Source organism: Arenibacter antarcticus, from assembly GCF_041320605.1.
Lineage (GTDB): Bacteria > Bacteroidota > Bacteroidia > Flavobacteriales > Flavobacteriaceae > Arenibacter > Arenibacter antarcticus.
On the sequence record NZ_CP166679.1, the window covers coordinates 3,690,939 to 3,709,442 of the forward strand.

The window sequence follows — 18,504 nt, forward strand, 5'->3', positions numbered from 1 at the left end:
AAGGAGGGTCAATTTTTTGTAGATGGATTTTTAGCGGATGTTAAAAGTGAAAAAGTTAGTTAATGTAGCAATGAAATAATGTAGCAATGAGGTAATGTGAAAATGGAGCAATGGGTTAATTTGGAAATGAGGTAATGAAGTAATGCGGAAAGGCATTAACAGAAGAAAAAATAATCTTTGGAGGGGCTTTTTTTTAATTCGGTTAGGTATTTCCCTATAAATTTCTGTGCTTCTTTATTGGCTACTGTTAGTATGAATTGTGGGTTTTTAAGAGAAGCCACAATCTTGTAATGCTGCATTGTTTTGCCATAAATATCCCGGTCAATTTTATTTAAATTATCACATACCCAAAGAAAGTCTACATTTTTATCAATCAGGTTGTTAGCAATTTTTTTTCCTTTCTTTCCTGCTCCCCAAACCACAAGTGGCCGAAGTGCATCATGGTCTAGCTGAAGAAAGTAGGAGAGTTTAAGGTCTAAAAAATTATTTTCGGCATAATGTTCATGTGTTCTTGAGGTGCGATGATCGTAGTCGCGCCAAAAATGTAAAATGGCTGTTGTGGGGATGCATTTTATGTTGTGTTGATAAAAGCGAAAGGCAAGATCGTAGTCTTCTGGGTAGCGATTTGGTACAAATGATTCTACCAGATCTAGGTCACTTCTATGCACCATCCAACAGGGGGATGGAATAACACATTCCTTATAAATCTCGGAATAGTTAGCCCCCTTTTCCGTTAAGCCGTTCAACCAGCTTTCATAACTTTTATACCCTTTGCCAAGCCCGCTATCGGAAAAATAGTTCACTTTTCCCAAAGCAATATGTCCCTCACCTCTTTTCTGTAGGCTTTGGGTCATTATTTCCAATCGGTTTAGCGCCATAATATCATCGGAATCCATTCTGGTGATAAAAGATCCAGTGGCCATGGCGTAGGCGGTCCTTAAGGCCTCTATAATCCCCTCGCCCTTATTTTTGTAAACCCGGATCCTAGGCTCAATTTGAGCGTAATCTAGCATAATTTGGGCGCTATTATCCCATGAATGATCGTCTATTGCTAGTATTTCCCAATGGGGATAAGTTTGTTTAATTATGGATTCGATGCATTCTGGTAAAAACACCTCCGTATTTTTAAAGGGAATTAGAATGCTGACCTTGTTTGTGTTCATTTAAGTAACTTCAATTATTTTTCTAAAACGATTTGATGGGACTTTCTACCGTTTCCAACTGCTCTATGGTAGCCAACATGGTGCTAAAACAAGCTTCTTCGGATCTATTTTCGCCTTTTTTCTTTTTCGGCATGGGAACTCTTGGTGAATTCGCTTGCGGATAACCAAACCGTCTGCATTACACCCGTAAATTGGTCTTCCATTTCATGAGTGGTAGTTCCTCTAAATTGATGCCTCATATTTACTTGTCGAGGACTGCTTCGGGCGTTCTCTAGGGACCACTGATTGCGCCTAATCCTTTAGGGCAAATATAGCCTGTGTGGACACTGCTCGCTCGTAATGCCAATCACAAATAATGACCTACCTATCATATTAATAGCTCTGGTAGCTCTGACCGTGGGAAATTAGTTTTATTTATGCTTATTACCAACAACCACCAATGGCTTCACCTGAGCGTTGGAGAAGGAGTTTTCAACCCGTCATTCCTGTCAGGATTCATAGGTGTAATTACAGCCGATCCATAGGACTAAGGTATTGATACCGTTTAGACCTAATTCGTCGTCTATAAACTTTACAAACCCTCCAACACTTTGTGCGTTAGGGGCCGCTGTACAAAGCCCTCATATTTCAAAAATATTTGGGGAATGGGTGGATAAAGTACCTAAAAAAAAGTAATAGAATAATTCGCTTTTTCACAGTTAAGGTAGGTGTCTATTCCATTAAACTTCGGATCCCTTGGCGCCATAATCTCTTGAATTAAAATGCACTTATTTTCGCTAATTACCTCATGTTTAATGCCTTGGTTATAGCTTCTTCAACCATTGGTTCCATTACTGAATAGCCTTCTGCAGTAGGATGAACTTCATCTTCCGCATATTTTTTGGGGAGTCCGTTGCGGTCATCGGCCATTGCTGAAAAATAATCTAGATACAGAAATCCGTTATCCTCGGCATATCCTTTTAGCAGTTTGTTCAATGCGGGAATTTTTTCATTGGGATTTAAACCTGGTTTCCATGGATAATCAAAGGCCGGCAGTACCGATGAGATTATTACTTTGATTCCGTTTGCGTTGGCCAATTGGGACATGGATTTAATATTGTCCACTATCATTTCTAAGGTAGACGGCCCAGTGTTGCCAGCAATATCATTGGTGCCCGCCAAAATTACCACTACTTTCGGCTGTAGGTCTATAACGTCCTGCCTAAATCTAATGAGCATCTGTGGAGTAGTCTGGCCGCTTATACCGCGATTTATATAGGATTTACCCTCAAAAAATTCCGGACGAGTTTTTATCCACCCAATAGTAATGGAATTCCCCATAAATACCACTCTATTTTCGACTGTTGCAGGGGGTGCTAATACTTTGTTTTCCTCAGAAAAACGTTGTAGACCTGCCCAATCTTGAGCGATACTCATTGTAGTACTTAGTAATGTTAAGGCAAAACACACGGTCATTTTAATTGTAGCTTTCATTTAAATGTATTTAGTTTATCTATTTATTATCAGTAATTTATATTGTTTAAAATCCTTTATTTCACTCTGTCTCATTTATCAAGGCACGGGCTTTTCTGTGTTTTATTTTTTGAAGTACGAAGTCAGGATATTTAGAGGCGTCCTCCGCATCATAAACCCTAATATGTTGTAAGGAATCTTTTTGCAATAGATCGTCCTGTTTGCAATTCAAGATAGTGGCAGCGGTCTGCACTCCAGAGTAACTGGCACCTGCAACTCCATGAGATTGTATACTGGCTCCGCACATGTATAGGTTTTCAATTTCACTTTTTGCCCTATATGAAAATGGACCTATTTGGTTGAATGTTTTTTCGGTTCCATAGACACAGCCGTTACTACTATTTATATAGTATTTGTTGGTTATAGGGGTTCCCAGCTCTTTGTGAACAATATTCCTTTCTATTCCCGGCAATGTCTTTTCTAAGGTATTGATCATTCTTTGAGTCAGTTTTTCCTTAAAATCTAGGTATTCCTGTGAACGGGGATTCTTTTCCGTGATAAATTTGTCGAAAGATTTAGGGTTAATGTAGGTTATGACTTCTAAGCAATGATGTATTCCATCAAAACTACTGGGGTCCTTTAAGGTGGTGCAACTAATAAACAATCCTGGGAATGCCTTGTTTTTGGTTATCTCCAGATCCATCATTTCGGCGTAAAGTTCATCCATATCCCTATCTTCCATCATCCATATATTTCCGGAATCCAATCCTAGCTTTCTAACATCCATTTTCACCGTAAGGAAAAGCATCAGGGAACTACATGAGTATTTGGTACGGCTCAATTTTTTTAATAATTTTTTGCTCAAATGCTGTTTTCCTACCATGTTTAAATACGTGACTCCTGGATCTGCATTGGAGATTATCCTTTTGGCGTAAATACGTTCCCCATTGGACAATTGCACCCCTATGGCCTTCTTTTTCTTATGGCCTTCCACTAGAATCTGTTGTACCCTAGTGCTCGTACGTATAACTCCTCCGTGCTTTTTTATCGCCTTAGTCATAGATTTTACTAATGCGGCACCTCCACCCATCGGGTAATATCCCCCTTCAAAATAATGGTCCATAACGGCGCAGTGCAGTGGAAAGCTAGCTCTTGCCGGAGCTAGTCCGTGGTCTCCCCATTGAATATTAAGAACTTTTTTTAAAAGCGGGTCCTTAATATGCCAATCTATAACCCGCTTTAGGCTAAACAAAGCGTATTTTCCCATATGTTTGGTTCTAAAGGGAATGGTGATATTGTCCCAAAATCCACTCATCTTCGGGATTAGTTGAATTTGTCGTGAAACGTTTCTCACTAAATTCAAATATTTGTGTAAACGCCTTTTCTCTTTAGGGAATTGCTGTGTAAGCGAGTGGAGCAAGGCATCAAAATTTCCAGGAATATCAATTTTTCGATCTCCGATCCAGCAGTGTTCGTAACCCTCAGGATTCATTCTAAAAAAAACCAGATCATTGGCAACACCTAGGCCTTGGTAAAGGTTCCTGGTGGACTCCTTTTCGCCTAAGAGACCAATATAATGTACCCCTGGGGAGAATCGGTAACCGTTTAAATGAAAGCTATGGCACCAACCTCCGGGAACGTCGTGTTGCTCCAATACCATAACCCGCTGTCCTTCTCTAGCCAAGCAAATGGCGGCAGACAACCCTCCGGAACCCGAACCAATTATAAGGGTATCTATTTCCTGAGGTTCATTTGATGTTCTTTTCATGGGTGGTGGATTGGCTTCCCCTTTAGAGGGCTTCCTGTTGGTTACTATTTAAGTTATTGAAGTTCCTTTTTGTCTTGGTTAAAGTGCTCCTGATCTGTTTTGCTTAGCCGTAAATCCCTTGCTATCTTATCTTTCGTAGGCCTTAGTTTTAGAAGGTATAGGATCAATACAACGCTAATTACCAAATAAAATATATTGTTGTTTAGCCTGTACGCAAATAGCCCAATAAAGGAGGCCCCTTCCAAAACAGCAAATCGTATAATACTAGCCTGTGAATATTGATTTAATTTTTGTTTTAGGGAGCTCTTTGCATCCATAGAGGTCAACACCTTATTAAACATAAAATCGCCTCCAAAATAACTTACCATCGCCAAGAGCGGGACCACGTACATAAATATATCACCATCTCCATTAAATCCCGTAATAAGCTCTCCCCCTTGAAAATAGGTAATTGCACCAAATATGAGGATACCCAAAAGCATCGCCACATGTATTAGGGATAAGATTAACAAATAACTCTTTGGTGTCATCGATTTTTGAGGGGTGTGATTCATGGGCAAGAAAAATGATGAATTAGTTCGCTTAAAAATAGTTAAATAATTATAGTTAAAACCAATCGTTTTAAATTTTACTCACTAAGTGAGCTTTAAAAGCTCCGACGCTTGTCTGCCCGTTCCGTTCCTTTAGATTTATAAAGTTATAGGCAGTTCCCGTCCGATGTCTCATGGGTGTGCCTTGAGGGAAGTGACTCTTAGGGGAAGTCTTTTTAAAGAATCACTACTTATTTACGCCCATGATAAAAAGAGTGGAACCAACAAAAAATGGTCAGGAAGTTATAATCGGCTTTCTGTTTGTTGTTAAAGATGGATACCCAACCCCGAGGGTTATAAATAGTTAGGGAATCCTAAAATTTCTCAAAAACTCCTAGACCGAATAAGGCGAAGTCGTATTTTACAGGGTCTTGGGGATCTAGTATTCGTAGGTTGGTATCCAATTCCAACAAAGCCTTTCCGTCGTTTTGTTTTCTTGTGATGAGCCCTAATTTTCTTGCCACATTCCCCGTATGTACATCCAACGGACAAGATAGTTGAGAGGGGCTAAGGCTTTTCCATATCCCAAAATCCACTCCAGTGTTACTGTTTCTTACCATCCACCGTAAAAACATGTTGATTCTTTTCGCCGCGGAGCCTTTTAGGGGATCCGAAATATGTTTGGTAGTCCTCGCTTGATGTGGTAGCTCAAAAAAGGTAGATTTAAAATGAGAAATAGCTGTTTGCAAGGAATCTGTGGTACTGTTTCTGGAAAAAACTGATTCCAATCCACCATGATTACTATATATATTGTTTAAACTATGGATAAAGTAGGTTAGGTCCCCTCCATTAAAGGTCCTGTGTACAAAATTCTCAAACCTATCCAGGTCTTTTTGTTGGTGGTTTAAAATGAAATCGTAGGGAGAGGAATCCAACAATTCCATCATTTTATCGGCATTTTTTATAATACTCTTCCTATTTCCCCAAGCTATAGTTGCGGTTAAGAACCCGCTGATTTCTATATCCTCCTTTTTATTAAATTGATGGGGAATTTGAAGTGGATCGGATGCTAGAAAATCGGGGTGATTGTACTGTTGGGATTTGGCATCCAGAAATTCCTTTAATTCTTTTTTTGTCATGTTGGCGAGAAGTTAAATAAATTTATCATGGCTATTGGCAAAATTAGAACTGCGTTGTACGAGGCATGAAGAATTATTGCCCAGAAAAGTCCCAATCTAATGCGGGCGTATCCTAGAAATGCGCCTAAGACCATTTGAGGGGCCACTAGGATAGGGGCCAAGGCATACGTTTCTTTGGGTAATCTAAAATTAGACAGGTGTACGCCAGCGAACAAAATTATGGAGGCGTAAAATATATACTTGAAATAACTTTTGTTCCTAAACCAACTTAAGGGTCCCCGGAAAACAAGCTCTTCCAAAACAGGTGCCAGAATAACTGCCAGAAATATAAACCAAAGGATGGAATAATTTTTTAGGTACTTTTCAGTGGCATGGGTCCCTAGATCAATTTCCAATAAATCCGTTATCCATCCAATAAACAAACCGATAGATAAGCCTAGAAATAAACCCCAGCTCAAGAGGTGAAGGATTGTTTTAAGTTTTGTTTCAGTGGAGATATGGCGCCAAAGCATACCATCTGGTGATTTAGTAAAATCCCAAACTTTTTGAAGCATCTGCTATTTGGTTATGGAACCATCTACCATGGTTAGTTTTCTGTCCGCCATATTGGCAAGTTCTTCATTATGGGTTACTATTACAAAGGTCTGTCCAAACTTGTCCCTTAGGTCGAAAAATAATTTATGGAGATTATCGGCACTTTCAGAATCAAGATTTCCACTTGGCTCATCGGCAAAAATTACAGCGGGGTCATTAACCAGTGCCCTAGCTACTGCTACCCGTTGCTGTTCCCCTCCAGAAAGCTCATTTGGTTTGTGTTGTAACCTATGGGATAGCCCTAAGAACGCAAGTAATTCCGTTGCTTTTTCTTCAGCGTCACTTTTTTTGGTTCCTTTGATAAAGGCGGGTATACACACATTCTCCAATGCCGTAAATTCTGGTAAGAGTTGGTGAAATTGAAATATAAAACCTATATGATTGTTACGAAATTTGGCTAATGCCCTTTCCGATAGCTTGTTTACTGCTTCTCCATTAATTAGAAGTTCACTCTCGCTTTTGTCACTTTGCACGTCCAAAGTGCCCAAAATCTGCAATAAGGTTGTTTTTCCTGCTCCAGAGGGACCTACTATGGAAATAACTTCCCCCTTTTCTATATGGAGGTCCACCCCTTTAAGTACTTGTAGATTTCCGTAGAATTTATTTATGTTAGTAGCTTTAATCATCCTAGTTAAATATATTTCGAAAGTAAGCAATCCCCATAAAAATGCAAAACCATGGGTCGGTCTGCAGGGTGTTGTTAAAATACCAAAAGTAGGGGAAAATAGAAGAGGGCATATTAAAATTTTACTAAAAAGGGATTTTTACTTTATTTTGGTAATGATTTCTTGGGTAAGGCGACCAAACTTGTCGTACTAGTGTAAAGTAAAGCGGAAACTACGTATAGGGAGCTCAGGATTATGTTACAATTTTGGTCTAACGTAACACTTGTAAAAAAAGAAATGCTAATTTCGTTACTCGAAATGCCCATCACGGGAAAGTACCATTAAAAACATAAAATAGCACTACAATTGTATGGCACCATATAAGAACTTAGAAGAATATAACTTAGAGATTACCGATGAAGTGAAAATGAGATATTCATCCATTCTAAATGAAATTGGAGAGGATGTAGAAAGGGAAGGGTTGTTGAAAACCCCAGAAAGAGCTGCAAAAGCTATGCTTTTTTTAACGCAAGGTTACAAACAGAACGCCGTAGAAATTTTGGAAGGAGCCATGTTTAAGGAAACTTATGATGATATGGTGATAATAAAGGATATAGAATTGTATTCCCTATGTGAACACCATATGCTGCCATTTTTTGGAAAGGCTCATATTGCCTATATCCCCAATGGTCAGATCGTAGGCTTAAGTAAAATCCCTAGGGTTGTAGATGTTTTTGCCAGGCGTTTGCAAGTGCAAGAAAGATTGACCCATGATATTCTTGAATGTCTAAACAACACCCTTAAACCCAAAGGAGTGGCGGTTGTTATAGAAGCATCTCATATGTGTATGATGATGAGAGGGGTGCAAAAACAGAATTCGGTCACTACTACTTCAGGGTTTAGGGGGCAATTCGAAAAAATAGAAACTAGAAGCGAATTTTTAAAATTAATTAGTTCCGATCTATCCTAAATTAGAGTGATGAGCAGCTTAAATTTTTGGCATATTAATTGATCTTAATTGGACCATAACCCTAACAATTAACTATGTCGACTTTCAAGAACCGAAAATTAAAGAACCTTGTCTTGGGGTTATTGTTTGATGCCATTGGCATGATTTCCTATATTATTCCAGGAATTGGTGAATTTACTGATATCATCTGGGCGCCTATAGCTGGGTGGTTAATGACAAGGATGTATAAAGGGAAAATGGGTCGAGCAGCGGGTGTAGTCGCGTTTATTGAAGAGTTGGTGCCCGGCCTCGATATTATTCCCTCCTTTACCATTATGTGGTGTTACACCTATCTTCTAAATACTTCAGGAGTAGAAAATACTATCTTTTCCAAAAAATAGCTATTGTGGTTAAATGGGGAAATCTCATTTGCTATTCATTGTTTTCATCATTGTGATATCGGTGGAAGATTATTGGTCTGGAAGAAAATAATCGGAATTTTTATACGGATTTTAAAAAGGAGTAATAAAGGGGTATAGCCCTAAAAATATAAGCAGACCTTGAGTTTAATGCTAAATTTAAGTTAGAGGATGGACTTGTTGATGAATAATTTTTATAAATTTACAAGTTAAGAGGGTTGCTGGTATAATGCCCATTGGACTTGTTAATTGGTCGATAAAAATGGTAGTGGTGAAGCAAATAATCCTTATTCTAATTCTATGTTTTATGGTTGCGATGAATGACCTTATAAAATCTAAACTGAGTACTACTTTATGAAGAGAAGACATTTTGTGACAAGGACCGCATTAGGGTCTTTGGCAGGTCTCTTAGGAGCCGAAATCGTTTTCGGGGCCAATATTCCTGATAACTACGATCTTTTAGGATTGCAGGATCCCGATCCATTTAAATTGTTCGGTAAGGACAAAGAAATGTTAGTGCTTAACAGTAAACCATGGAATATGGAGGCAGTTGCACATCTCCTTGACGACAAGGTAACTCCAAACCCATATATTTTTGTACGAAACAATGGCCAGGTACCTGAAGATATCAATGAAAAGGAATGGACCCTCACCATTGATGGGGAATCTGTAAAAGAAAAGAAAACGTTTACACTGGAAGAGTTAAAGTCCAAGTTTAAACAGTATACCTACCAACTCACCTTGGAATGCGGTGGTAATGGAAGGAAAGAATTTAATCCTCCTGCAAAAGGAAATCAATGGGATATTGGCGCCGTGTACGCTGCCAGTTGGACAGGGGTTAGGTTGCGGGATGTTTTGGATGCAGTTGGGGTAAAAAGTGATGCCGTTTATATTGGGTACCACGCAATAGATAAGCACCTAAGTGGGGACCCAACAAAGTCGCCCATCTCTAGGGGAGTGCCCATGTCCAAAGCCAATCAGGATGAAACTTTGTTGGCGTTCCAGATGAACGGGGAAGATATTCCCTTGGTACATGGTTTTCCACTTCGATTGGTTTGCGGAGGGTGGCCAGCATCCGCTTCTGGTAAATGGGTAAATAGGATCAGTGTACGCAACAAAGTGCACGATGGTGAGAAAATGACAGGTTCATCCTATAGAGTTCCCTGTAACCCGGTGGCTGCGGGAGAAGAAGTGAAAGACGAGGATATGTGTATTATTGAGTCCATGCCAGTTAAATCCTTAATTACGTATCCCAAATCTGGTGCACAACTGGTAGAGGGTGAAAAATTAAATATAAGGGGACATGCTTGGGCAGGGGATCTGGAAGTATCAGAGGTGCATTATTCCATTGATTTTGGGGTCACTTGGTCCGATTGTTTATTAGAAAAACCTGTAAATAGATTGGCTTGGCAGCATTTTAAGGCTAGTATTAGCTTTCCAAAACTAGGCTACTACGAAGTATGGGCAAGAGCCGTAGATGCCAATGGAGACAGTCAACCTATGTTGGTGCCTGGTTGGAACCCAAAAGGATACCTCAATAATGCTTGCCATAGAATTGCGGTAAAAATTGTATAAATGAAGGAGCACGATAAGTTTAAGCGCCAAGTACGGTCCATTTATACGGTACTATTGGTGTCCTGTTTCATGGTTTTCCTTATAGGGATATTAGGAATTGCCTATATGGCATCGCCTTCCTCTTTTGTATTTAAAGTGGATAGCCCCAACACAGAGTTGGTAACGGTGACGACAGATGAGGACAACTGGGATAAAATTGAGAACGGGATACACCTAAGGACCGGACTTAAAGATGCCGAGGGGTTAATGGCGGTGGTAAATAATTGTACCAATTGTCATTCTGCACAATTAGTAATGCAGAACCGAATGAATGAAGAAAGATGGATAGAGACCATAAGATGGATGCAGGAAACCCAGAATTTATGGGACTTGGGTGATAATGAAAATATTATAGTCAATTACTTAGTCACTAACTATCCATTATTGAACAAGGGCAGGAGGGAGAATCTTACCGATATAGAATGGTATACCCTCAAAGAATAAGCGAAAGTTAAGTAAAAGACAATGTTTCTTGAAAAATATTTAAATGCATTTACCTCGTCATTTTTCGGCATGGTAAATTGGACTTGGAGGTCAATAATATTTGATGTCCCTTGGTACAACAATTACTTTTGGGGTTTAATAGTGATTTCCCTAGTGGTATGGGGCTTAGAGATTTTCTTCCCTTGGCGAAAAAGTCAGTCTATTTTTAGAAAAGATTTTTGGCTGGACGGCTTTTATATGTTCTTTAATTTCTTCCTGTTTGCAATCGTCATTAGCGGATTTTATAAAATATTGGGGCTTTTATTCAGTGATCTGGGCATAAAACAAGCTAGCCTGACTTTAGTAGATATGTCTGCCTATCCCAACTGGTTGCAATTATTGATTTTTTTCATACTGTTAGATTTTGTTCAGTGGTACACCCATGTGCTACTTCATAAATATGGATTTTTATGGAAATTCCATCAAATTCATCACAGTGTTAAGGAGATGGGCTTTGCAGCGCACCTTCGATTCCATTGGATGGAAAATGTATTTTATAAGCCCTTAAAGACATTTGGGGTTATGATCTTAGGCGGATTTGAGCCAGAACAAGCATTTATCGTACATTTTTTCGCCATAACCATTGGTCACCTAAACCATTCCAATATTAAAATTACTTGGGGTCCTTTAAAATATATTTTAAATAATCCTGTAATGCACTTATACCATCATGCCTACGAATTGCCAAAAGGAAAGAATGGGGTGAATTATGGAATTAGTCTAAGTTTGTGGGATTATATTTTTAAGACCAATTATATTCCAGAAGATAGCGGGAATCTACTATTGGGATTTGAAGGGGATGAAAAAATTCCAAAATCATTTTTCAAACAATTAATCCACGGTTTAGGGAAACCTAAACCGTAGAAATAATGTACTGATTTTTATAAAAGAATAGTTACTCCTAGGGTAACCGATCGTCCTATATTTAGGATTCCATCGCTTTTTAATCGCGAAAGATGTGCAATATATTTTTTGTTTAAAATATTATTAGCGCTAATATTGATATTCATAGACCTCTTCATGAATTTTAACTCTCCACCAAAACCTGCATCCAAAATTGAGTATTCCGGTGTTACAGTTTCAAATTCGCCTATCTTTCCTTGCTTAAATGTGGTATTTAAAGAGATAAAGGCATTGGTTCTTAACCACCAAGAGTTAGCATTAAAAAACGCTACCCTTAGGGTATTAGTAAGATTATTAGCGGGAATTAAGGGGAGTGGATTCCCATGGTTTAGTTTGCCAAATACTGTTTGATAACTACTTTCTATGTGAAGCCAATCATAGGGATGTGGGTGTAAATGGAAACCAACTTCCCCACCATACAATGTGGCATCTTGCTGAAGATAGTTATACACGGCATTTTGATTTATAAAGGTTCCGTCCGGAGCAATAAAAATATAGTTCTTAATACTATTATGAAACCCGTTCAGGAATAATTCCACGTGCTCATTTTGAAATTCCAAGGCTAGGTCCACTTGAATATTTTGTTCGTTTTTTAGATCCGCATTTCCAATTTCAAACCTATTCGCCCCAGAATGGCCACCGTAGGAGGTAAGCTCCGCTAAATTAGGTGCCCTAAACCCTGTAGCCACATTGATACGTGCAGTAATCTGTTTGGAAATATTGTTTTTGTAACCGAATGCGCCATTAAAACTGCTAAAATCACGATCCAAATCAGCAATATATCCTTCTTCACCTAAAATTCCATAAGCCTTTCCGGCTATTTTTCGATAATCATAACGCAACCCAAATTGAAAATCGTTGTTCTCGTTAAGGTGAAAATGAGTAGTTCCCAAAACTCCAACATCGTTGGTAGTAGCATCAGGAATTAAAATTTCTTCCCCAAAATTGGCATTGGTCTGATGAATACCTTGGATTCCAACAATAGTTTCAGATTTCCCCCATTTGGGTAGTAGGTATAATATATTGTAATTAAAGGTATTGAGTTTCATATCCAAAGCTGCCTCTGAATGTTCCTCTTCCCCGTTATCAGGATCTGTTTCATTTTCATCATGGTGGTGATCTTCAAATTCCTTTCGGAAATTGCCGATATATCCAAGGGTAAGGTCCAAACTAGTGTTTTCAAAAAATATCTTGGATTTTGAGCTCAAAATATGATTGTTAATTTTTTGGTACGGCAATTCTGGTGTTCTAGAGGTTGTTTGGGTCCCAATAGTTTCAGGTATTCCTAGGTTAGATTGGTTGTAGTTATACCTTATTTCACTTTTAAAGATCGTATTTTGGTAGCTCACACCCATTTTAAGGTCCTTTTCATTGAATCTAGAATTGGTTACTTTATTTCCATCTCCTCCGGTATAGTCTATATGGTTATTAGTAGCTGCTCTAGCTAAAAACCTTAATTTTTCTCCAGATGATCTAACTCCTACATTACTTGTTATTCCTTGGGTATTTGAGTTATAGCTTAGATTTACATCCCCTTCCGTACTATTCGGCGTCAAAAATTTTTCAGGATTTAAGTAAAGTACTCCTCCCATGGCATCGGAACCATAGAGTAGGGAAGCGGGACCTTTAATCACCTCTACGCTCTCTATACCCGCTTCGTTGACACCAAGGCCGTGTTCTGCCCCAAATTGTTGATTTTCCAATCGGATTCCCTGGGTATAAACCAAGACTCTGTTGGAAGTTAGTCCTCTAATTACTGGTTTTCCAATCCCTACACCAGTAGAAACAACCCCAACACCTGGAATTTTTCCAATTCCCTCTATTAAGGTAGGGGGGCCTTTAGATTTAAGGGTAGCTATTTTAGCAAACTCCACCTTCATTACGTTATCGCGTTGCAATTTATGAAAGGGGGTAGATACAATTACCTCCTCCATTTCTATGGCGCTGGGGGAAAGTGCAATGTTGAGTCGGTTTTTCCCTTGTTGTAAGGTGATATTCTGAGTAAAGCTCTGGAATCCAATATAAGAAGCTACCACTTTATAAATGCCAGGAGGTAATTTGCCTATTGTGAAACTTCCGTTTTCATTGGTAATAGTCCCTTTTTCCAAATCAGGAAAGTAAACGGAAACTTGCTCCAAGGGTTCGTTGGTAGACCTGTCGGTTATTCTTCCGCTAAGGGTATTTTGTGAATAGGTGGTAAAGACTGCCATGCTGGAGAGCAATGACAATAATATATTTTTCATCTGTAAGTATTTATTGTTTTTTAATTGTTATACTTCGACTGTGCTCAGTACGGGGTACTTTCACTATGTCTGCCTCGGGCATAAAATTACCTGACGATAGTCGGGTTTGCATATCTTCTATTGGTATTTTCGACCATGCTCATTTTATAAGTTTGAGTAATTGTAATAATTTGATATTGTATCATTTATAGAATTGAGGTTTCGGGTAATTATTGCGATTTCTCATTAAAGTATAATAATATTCCGTTCATCCAAATATTACTACATGTTCCAATAATTTCCTATGCTTCCAATTAAAGTTTATGGTTGTTTATAGGGAAAGCTTGTATAGATGCCGAAATGGATAAGGTTTAAAACCAATTCTATTTTGGTAGCTTATATTTTTTAACCGATGTATTGCACCTTTACAAGTGCAACAGATACTAATGATGTTTCGCAGATCACAGGATTACAATTAACACTCAGTAAACAATGTTTCTAATACGGGAGCCATTGTAACTTATCGGTAATACTTAAACTATAAGCTTGTTATAGTAGGGTAGGGGGACCCCGAAGGAAGAAGTGTAATTTTTGGTATTTACTTAAAAACTGGTAGAAGTTAAGGATTTTCACCGTTTTTATAGTCCAATTAGTGTCATTGACACCTAAATATTCTGGAAATATAAAATGTGAAATATTGAATTTGTCAAATTCACACTCCAATTCCACTTCATGGATATGGAGTTTGCCCTTTTCCTTACACACAAAGTTATGGTGTTCAAATACAGCGTGTACAATTTTAAAACTGGCGGGCAAGGCAAAAAACGCCAGCATGACAATGGAGAGAAAGGTTAAGATATGTCCACGGAATAAGTTCACGGTTCAAATCTATCCCTATCCATGGATAAGGGCTGTTAATAAAAGTATAATTTATTTAAAAATAAAGCCCAAACCTATTCTGTTGAGCATCTTTTTTTCGAATTCCCAGAAAAACTTAAACTGACCAAAGAGCCAGCCATAAATAACTAAAAGTATTTGGTAAAAAGGAAAGATCAGCATAATCCTGATGACTAGATAAGTCAATCCACCCCAAATAAAATCTGGGGAAAAACTATCACGTTGTAAACCGATTAATTGAAGGAAAGGCTTTGCTATATATACTGCAGAAGAGCCAGTAACGGAAAAAACCACAAAGATTATGACCAATTGCAAATTAGAGGATACTCCCCAACGTTCTTTTAATTTCTTCATACATCTTGATAATCGCTGGCAAATATAAGTTTTTAAATGCGGGGAACAAAGGGTCCTAAACGTTGATTGTATTTGCGTTGAAAATATATGAAGTAATTATACAGTTTATAATTTACTTCATAGCCATAATCGATATGTGGATCATAATCGATACGTAATTCATAAAGGTTAGGATCGTAGGAGAATGGTTGGGAAGCCCTTATGTTCCATTCAGTCACATAAAGTTGATTCCTATTTTCCAGGAAGGATTGCGAATAATACCCTTCAGGTTTGGCGATACTTTGCAGCCAAAAGTCGAATCCTGGCTCTATGATTAGTATCTCGTATTCCGTTTTTTCGTCAGCAATGGAGATGGTGTCTCCTACAGTTTTTGCAAAAGCTAATTTTTCATCATCAGAAACTGCATTAACTTGTTTTGCCCCGCCACAGCCAGAAATAGACAGGGATAACAAAAAAACTAACATTCCTACATATAACGGGATCTTTTTCATACTATTAAGATACAAAAAAGCCATTTGTGATTACAAATGGCTTTGCTTAAATTTTGTTAAAACTCTTATTTTCCGAATAGTCCACTTAGCATTCCGCCAAGGCCACCTTTCTTTTTATTGCCACCCATGACCATTCCCGCAACATCGTCCAATACACTTCCATCTCCATCGGCATCCAACAAGGTTGTAATTAAACTTCTGTTCTGATCTGGCTGACCACCCAACATACTTCCCAATAAGGTATTTAAGCCGTTGGCATCCTTAACATCGCCTTGGGCCTTTTGTTTTCCTAGGTAAGCCATTACTAATGGAGCCGCAATTTTTAGAATCTGGGCTACAGATCCCGCATCCAAACCTGATTTTTGACTAAGGGCATTTTCTACATTAGCCTGTTTGTTGCCAAATACATGACCAAGGATTCCTTCCCCGTCTTTAATAACGTTTTGATCTACACCTCCACCAAACAATCCGCCTAGATTATCTAGAATACCTCCATCATGTTTGGAAGATAGTGCACTTAAAAGTCCATCTGCACCCTGGGGAGAGGAAGCGTTCTTTTTCATAGCTCCCAAAAGTAAGGGCATGGCCATACTCAAAACATCCGCAGTTTTGTTTTCTGGTTGCCCAGTTTGACTGGCAACTCCGCTAATCAACTGTTTACCCATTGGGCTATTCAATAAATCCAATAATCCTGACATCTTGCAAATGATTTTTATCGTTAATATTCGTTTTAATACAATTTACAAAAAAAAGTAGATTTCCCGTTTATTTACTTATTTATTAATTGTACAGTGCAATTATCTGGGTCGCCAACTCTAGCCCTATGCGATCTTGTGCCTCTGCAGTTGCAGCACCTATATGAGGTGTTAGGGATATGTCTGGATGCATCAATATCCTTATTTCCGGAATGGGCTCTGATTCAAAAACATCCAAGCCTGCGAAGGCTACCTTCCCGCTTTCCAATGCTTCTACCAAAGCAACCTCGTCCATTACGCCACCACGGGCAGCATTAATGATACCAACCCCATTTTTCATCAGTTCAAATTCTTTTTTACCAATGATATATGAATTTTGAGCGGGTACATGTAAACTTATAAAATCCGAAGTTTTTAATAATTGATCCAATGTTGTTCCATGAAGTTCAAAGGAAATAGACCTACCATCAAAAAAAGGAACGGTTACCGATGCTGTATCCATTAAAGGATCAACAAATAGTACTTTCATGCCCAAACCTAGTGCTATTCTTGCGGTTTCTAAACCAACTCTTCCAAAACCGATAATTCCTATGGTCTTGTTCCTAAGTTCCATGCCGTTGGCATAGGCTTTCTTTAGTTTGCTAAAATTACTGTCCCCTTCCAAGGGCATGTTTCTATTGGCATCATGTAGAAAACGGACTCCTGTGAATAAGTGGGCAAAGACCAGTTCAGCTACCGATGAGGAGGATGCTGACGGGGTGTTAATGACATGCAGGCCTTTAGATTTTGCATATTCTACCTCAATGTTGTCCATACCTACCCCACCACGACCTATAATCTTTAGGGTGGGACATTTATCCAGTACTTCTTTGGTTACCTGTGTTGCACTCCTAACCAAGAGAACTGTTACCTCATTTTCATTGATGTAAGGAATAAGCTGCTCCTGTGCTACACGGATGGCTAGCACTTCAAATCCAGCCTTTTCCAAGTTTTCTTTACCGCTTTTTGATATTCCGTCGTTTGCTAATACTTTCATGTTTCCTGTTCTAGCCCCGTTCCGCTAACTTGGTGGGGGATTTTTTTTTATTATTAAAATTCCTAGGTAGTTGTTGAAATGAGAGGGAGGTACTACCCTTTTCTCTCCAGTTCACTCATAACATCTACAAGGGTACCCACGCTTTCCAAGGGTAGGGCATTGTACATAGAGGCCCTGTAACCACCAACGGATCGGTGCCCATTTATACCACTAATACCTGCTTCCCTACACATCTCATCAAAAACGTTCTTAAGCTTATCCTCGGTCAAGGTGAAGGTGGCATTCATAAGTGATCGATCCTCCTTTTTGGCATAGCCATTGAACAAAGGATTTAAATCGATTTCCGAATACAAAAGTCGAGCCTTTTTCTCGTTTATTTCCTCAATGGCAGTAATACCCCCCAAGTTCTTCAACCATTCCAAAGTCAACATGGACACATATATTGGGAAAACCGCGGGAGTATTAAACATGCTTTCCTTTTCTATGTGTACTTTATAGTTTAACATAGACGGAATTTTCCTGGAAACCTTACCCAGAATGTCTTCTTTAATAACCACCAAAGTGGTACCAGCTGGACCCATGTTTTTTTGTGCGCCAGCATAAATTAGGTCGAATTGCGAAAAATCGAGTTGCCTAGAAAAGATGTCTGAACTCATGTCGCAGACTAATGGAGACGCAGTTTTGGGGAATTTTTTGATCTGGGTTCCAAAAATGGTATTGTTAGAGGTCAAATGAAGATAATCTAGATCGGTTGGGATAGTATAGCCCTTGGGGATATGATTAAAATTTTCACTTTTCGAAGAGCCAACTTCAATTACCTCTCCAAAAAGCTTAGCCTCTTTAATGGCTTTGTCACTCCATGTTCCGGTATTGAGATATCCTGCTTTTTTTTCCAATAAATTGTACGCCACCATTAAAAACTCCATACTGGCACCACCGTGCAGGAATAGAGCCTGATAACCCTTCCCTTGTAGGTCTAACAATTCCAATGCTAGGGAACGCGCCTTGTCCATTACTTCCACAAAATCTTTACTCCTATGAGAAATTTCTATTAAGGAGAGTCCCTGGCCGTTAAAATCTAGAACTGCCTCCGAAGCCTTAATTATAACCTCCTGTGGGAGAATGCAAGGTCCTGCGCTAAAATTATGTTTTTTCATTTTTTATTGTTTCTTATTTTTTGCTGTTGAATT

General features: G+C 38.7%; 18 protein-coding genes. 5 read left to right on the forward strand and 13 right to left on the reverse strand.

Translation table 11 applies throughout. The features are described from left to right. Positions 1 to 155: 155 nt before the first annotated feature. From KCTC52924_RS15180 to KCTC52924_RS15210, 7 genes are all read right to left on the reverse strand, one after another. Positions 156 to 1,163 (reverse strand): glycosyltransferase family 2 protein, encoded by a 1,008-nt coding sequence (locus KCTC52924_RS15180; RefSeq protein WP_251805610.1) that lies wholly within the window; start codon positions 1,161 to 1,163, stop codon positions 156 to 158. A gap of 780 nt (positions 1,164 to 1,943) precedes the next feature. Beyond that, entirely contained in the window at positions 1,944 to 2,636 is a 693-nt protein-coding gene (locus tag KCTC52924_RS15185; RefSeq protein ID WP_251805611.1) for an SGNH/GDSL hydrolase family protein, read from the reverse strand. A gap of 61 nt (positions 2,637 to 2,697) precedes the next feature. Continuing rightward, a complete protein-coding gene (locus tag KCTC52924_RS15190) occupies positions 2,698 to 4,383 on the reverse strand; it encodes an NAD(P)/FAD-dependent oxidoreductase (protein ID WP_251805612.1) in 1,686 nt (561 codons plus the stop codon). A 53-nt stretch (positions 4,384 to 4,436) separates the two neighbouring features. Beyond that, positions 4,437 to 4,913 (reverse strand): hypothetical protein, encoded by a 477-nt coding sequence (locus tag KCTC52924_RS15195; protein ID WP_251805613.1) that lies wholly within the window; start codon positions 4,911 to 4,913, stop codon positions 4,437 to 4,439. A gap of 374 nt (positions 4,914 to 5,287) precedes the next feature. Then, positions 5,288 to 6,052, reverse strand: a complete 765-nt coding sequence (locus KCTC52924_RS15200) for a TIGR02757 family protein (protein ID WP_251805614.1) — start codon at positions 6,050 to 6,052, stop codon at positions 5,288 to 5,290. After that, positions 6,049 to 6,606 (reverse strand): CPBP family intramembrane glutamic endopeptidase, encoded by a 558-nt coding sequence (locus KCTC52924_RS15205; protein WP_251805615.1) that lies wholly within the window; start codon positions 6,604 to 6,606, stop codon positions 6,049 to 6,051. The genes KCTC52924_RS15200 and KCTC52924_RS15205 overlap by 4 nt, the downstream gene beginning before the upstream one ends. 3 nt (positions 6,607 to 6,609) lie before the next feature. After that, positions 6,610 to 7,272, reverse strand: a complete 663-nt coding sequence (locus tag KCTC52924_RS15210; RefSeq protein ID WP_251805616.1) for an ABC transporter ATP-binding protein — start codon at positions 7,270 to 7,272, stop codon at positions 6,610 to 6,612. A 349-nt stretch (positions 7,273 to 7,621) separates the two neighbouring features. Between KCTC52924_RS15210 and folE the strand changes: the two genes are divergently transcribed. The 5 genes from folE to KCTC52924_RS15235 all read left to right on the forward strand — a co-directional run bounded on the left by folE (position 7,622) and on the right by KCTC52924_RS15235 (position 11,580). Continuing rightward, positions 7,622 to 8,221 (forward strand): GTP cyclohydrolase I FolE, encoded by a 600-nt coding sequence (gene folE / locus KCTC52924_RS15215; protein ID WP_251805617.1) that lies wholly within the window; start codon positions 7,622 to 7,624, stop codon positions 8,219 to 8,221. 74 nt (positions 8,222 to 8,295) lie between these two features. Continuing rightward, entirely contained in the window at positions 8,296 to 8,601 is a 306-nt protein-coding gene (locus KCTC52924_RS15220) for a hypothetical protein (RefSeq protein ID WP_251805618.1), read from the forward strand. Between the two features lie 372 nt (positions 8,602 to 8,973). Next, positions 8,974 to 10,194 (forward strand): sulfite oxidase, encoded by a 1,221-nt coding sequence (locus KCTC52924_RS15225; RefSeq protein ID WP_251805619.1) that lies wholly within the window; start codon positions 8,974 to 8,976, stop codon positions 10,192 to 10,194. Beyond that, positions 10,195 to 10,677, forward strand: coding sequence for a monoheme cytochrome C (locus KCTC52924_RS15230; RefSeq protein ID WP_251805620.1), 483 nt, complete (start codon positions 10,195 to 10,197; stop codon positions 10,675 to 10,677). A gap of 21 nt (positions 10,678 to 10,698) precedes the next feature. After that, positions 10,699 to 11,580, forward strand: coding sequence for a sterol desaturase family protein (locus KCTC52924_RS15235; protein ID WP_251805621.1), 882 nt, complete (start codon positions 10,699 to 10,701; stop codon positions 11,578 to 11,580). A gap of 17 nt (positions 11,581 to 11,597) precedes the next feature. Here KCTC52924_RS15235 and KCTC52924_RS15240 read toward each other — a convergent pair whose 3' ends face one another. From KCTC52924_RS15240 to serC, 6 genes are all read right to left on the reverse strand, one after another. Further along, positions 11,598 to 13,862, reverse strand: coding sequence for a TonB-dependent receptor (locus tag KCTC52924_RS15240; protein ID WP_251805622.1), 2,265 nt, complete (start codon positions 13,860 to 13,862; stop codon positions 11,598 to 11,600). A 909-nt stretch (positions 13,863 to 14,771) separates the two neighbouring features. Then, positions 14,772 to 15,092, reverse strand: a complete 321-nt coding sequence (locus KCTC52924_RS15245; protein ID WP_251805623.1) for a DUF6787 family protein — start codon at positions 15,090 to 15,092, stop codon at positions 14,772 to 14,774. A gap of 32 nt (positions 15,093 to 15,124) precedes the next feature. Beyond that, a complete protein-coding gene (locus KCTC52924_RS15250) occupies positions 15,125 to 15,583 on the reverse strand; it encodes a DUF6146 family protein (RefSeq protein ID WP_251805624.1) in 459 nt (152 codons plus the stop codon). Between the two features lie 65 nt (positions 15,584 to 15,648). Next, the gene (locus tag KCTC52924_RS15255; RefSeq protein WP_251805625.1) at positions 15,649 to 16,281 is read right to left on the reverse strand and encodes a DUF937 domain-containing protein; all 633 of its coding nucleotides are present in this window, start codon (positions 16,279 to 16,281) and stop codon (positions 15,649 to 15,651) included. A gap of 82 nt (positions 16,282 to 16,363) precedes the next feature. Beyond that, positions 16,364 to 17,314, reverse strand: a complete 951-nt coding sequence (locus KCTC52924_RS15260) for a D-2-hydroxyacid dehydrogenase (RefSeq protein WP_251805626.1) — start codon at positions 17,312 to 17,314, stop codon at positions 16,364 to 16,366. Between the two features lie 92 nt (positions 17,315 to 17,406). Further along, complete coding sequence (gene serC, locus KCTC52924_RS15265) at positions 17,407 to 18,471, reverse strand: 3-phosphoserine/phosphohydroxythreonine transaminase (RefSeq protein ID WP_251805627.1); 1,065 nt, start codon at positions 18,469 to 18,471, stop codon at positions 17,407 to 17,409. Between the last annotated feature and the right edge of the window lie 33 nt (positions 18,472 to 18,504).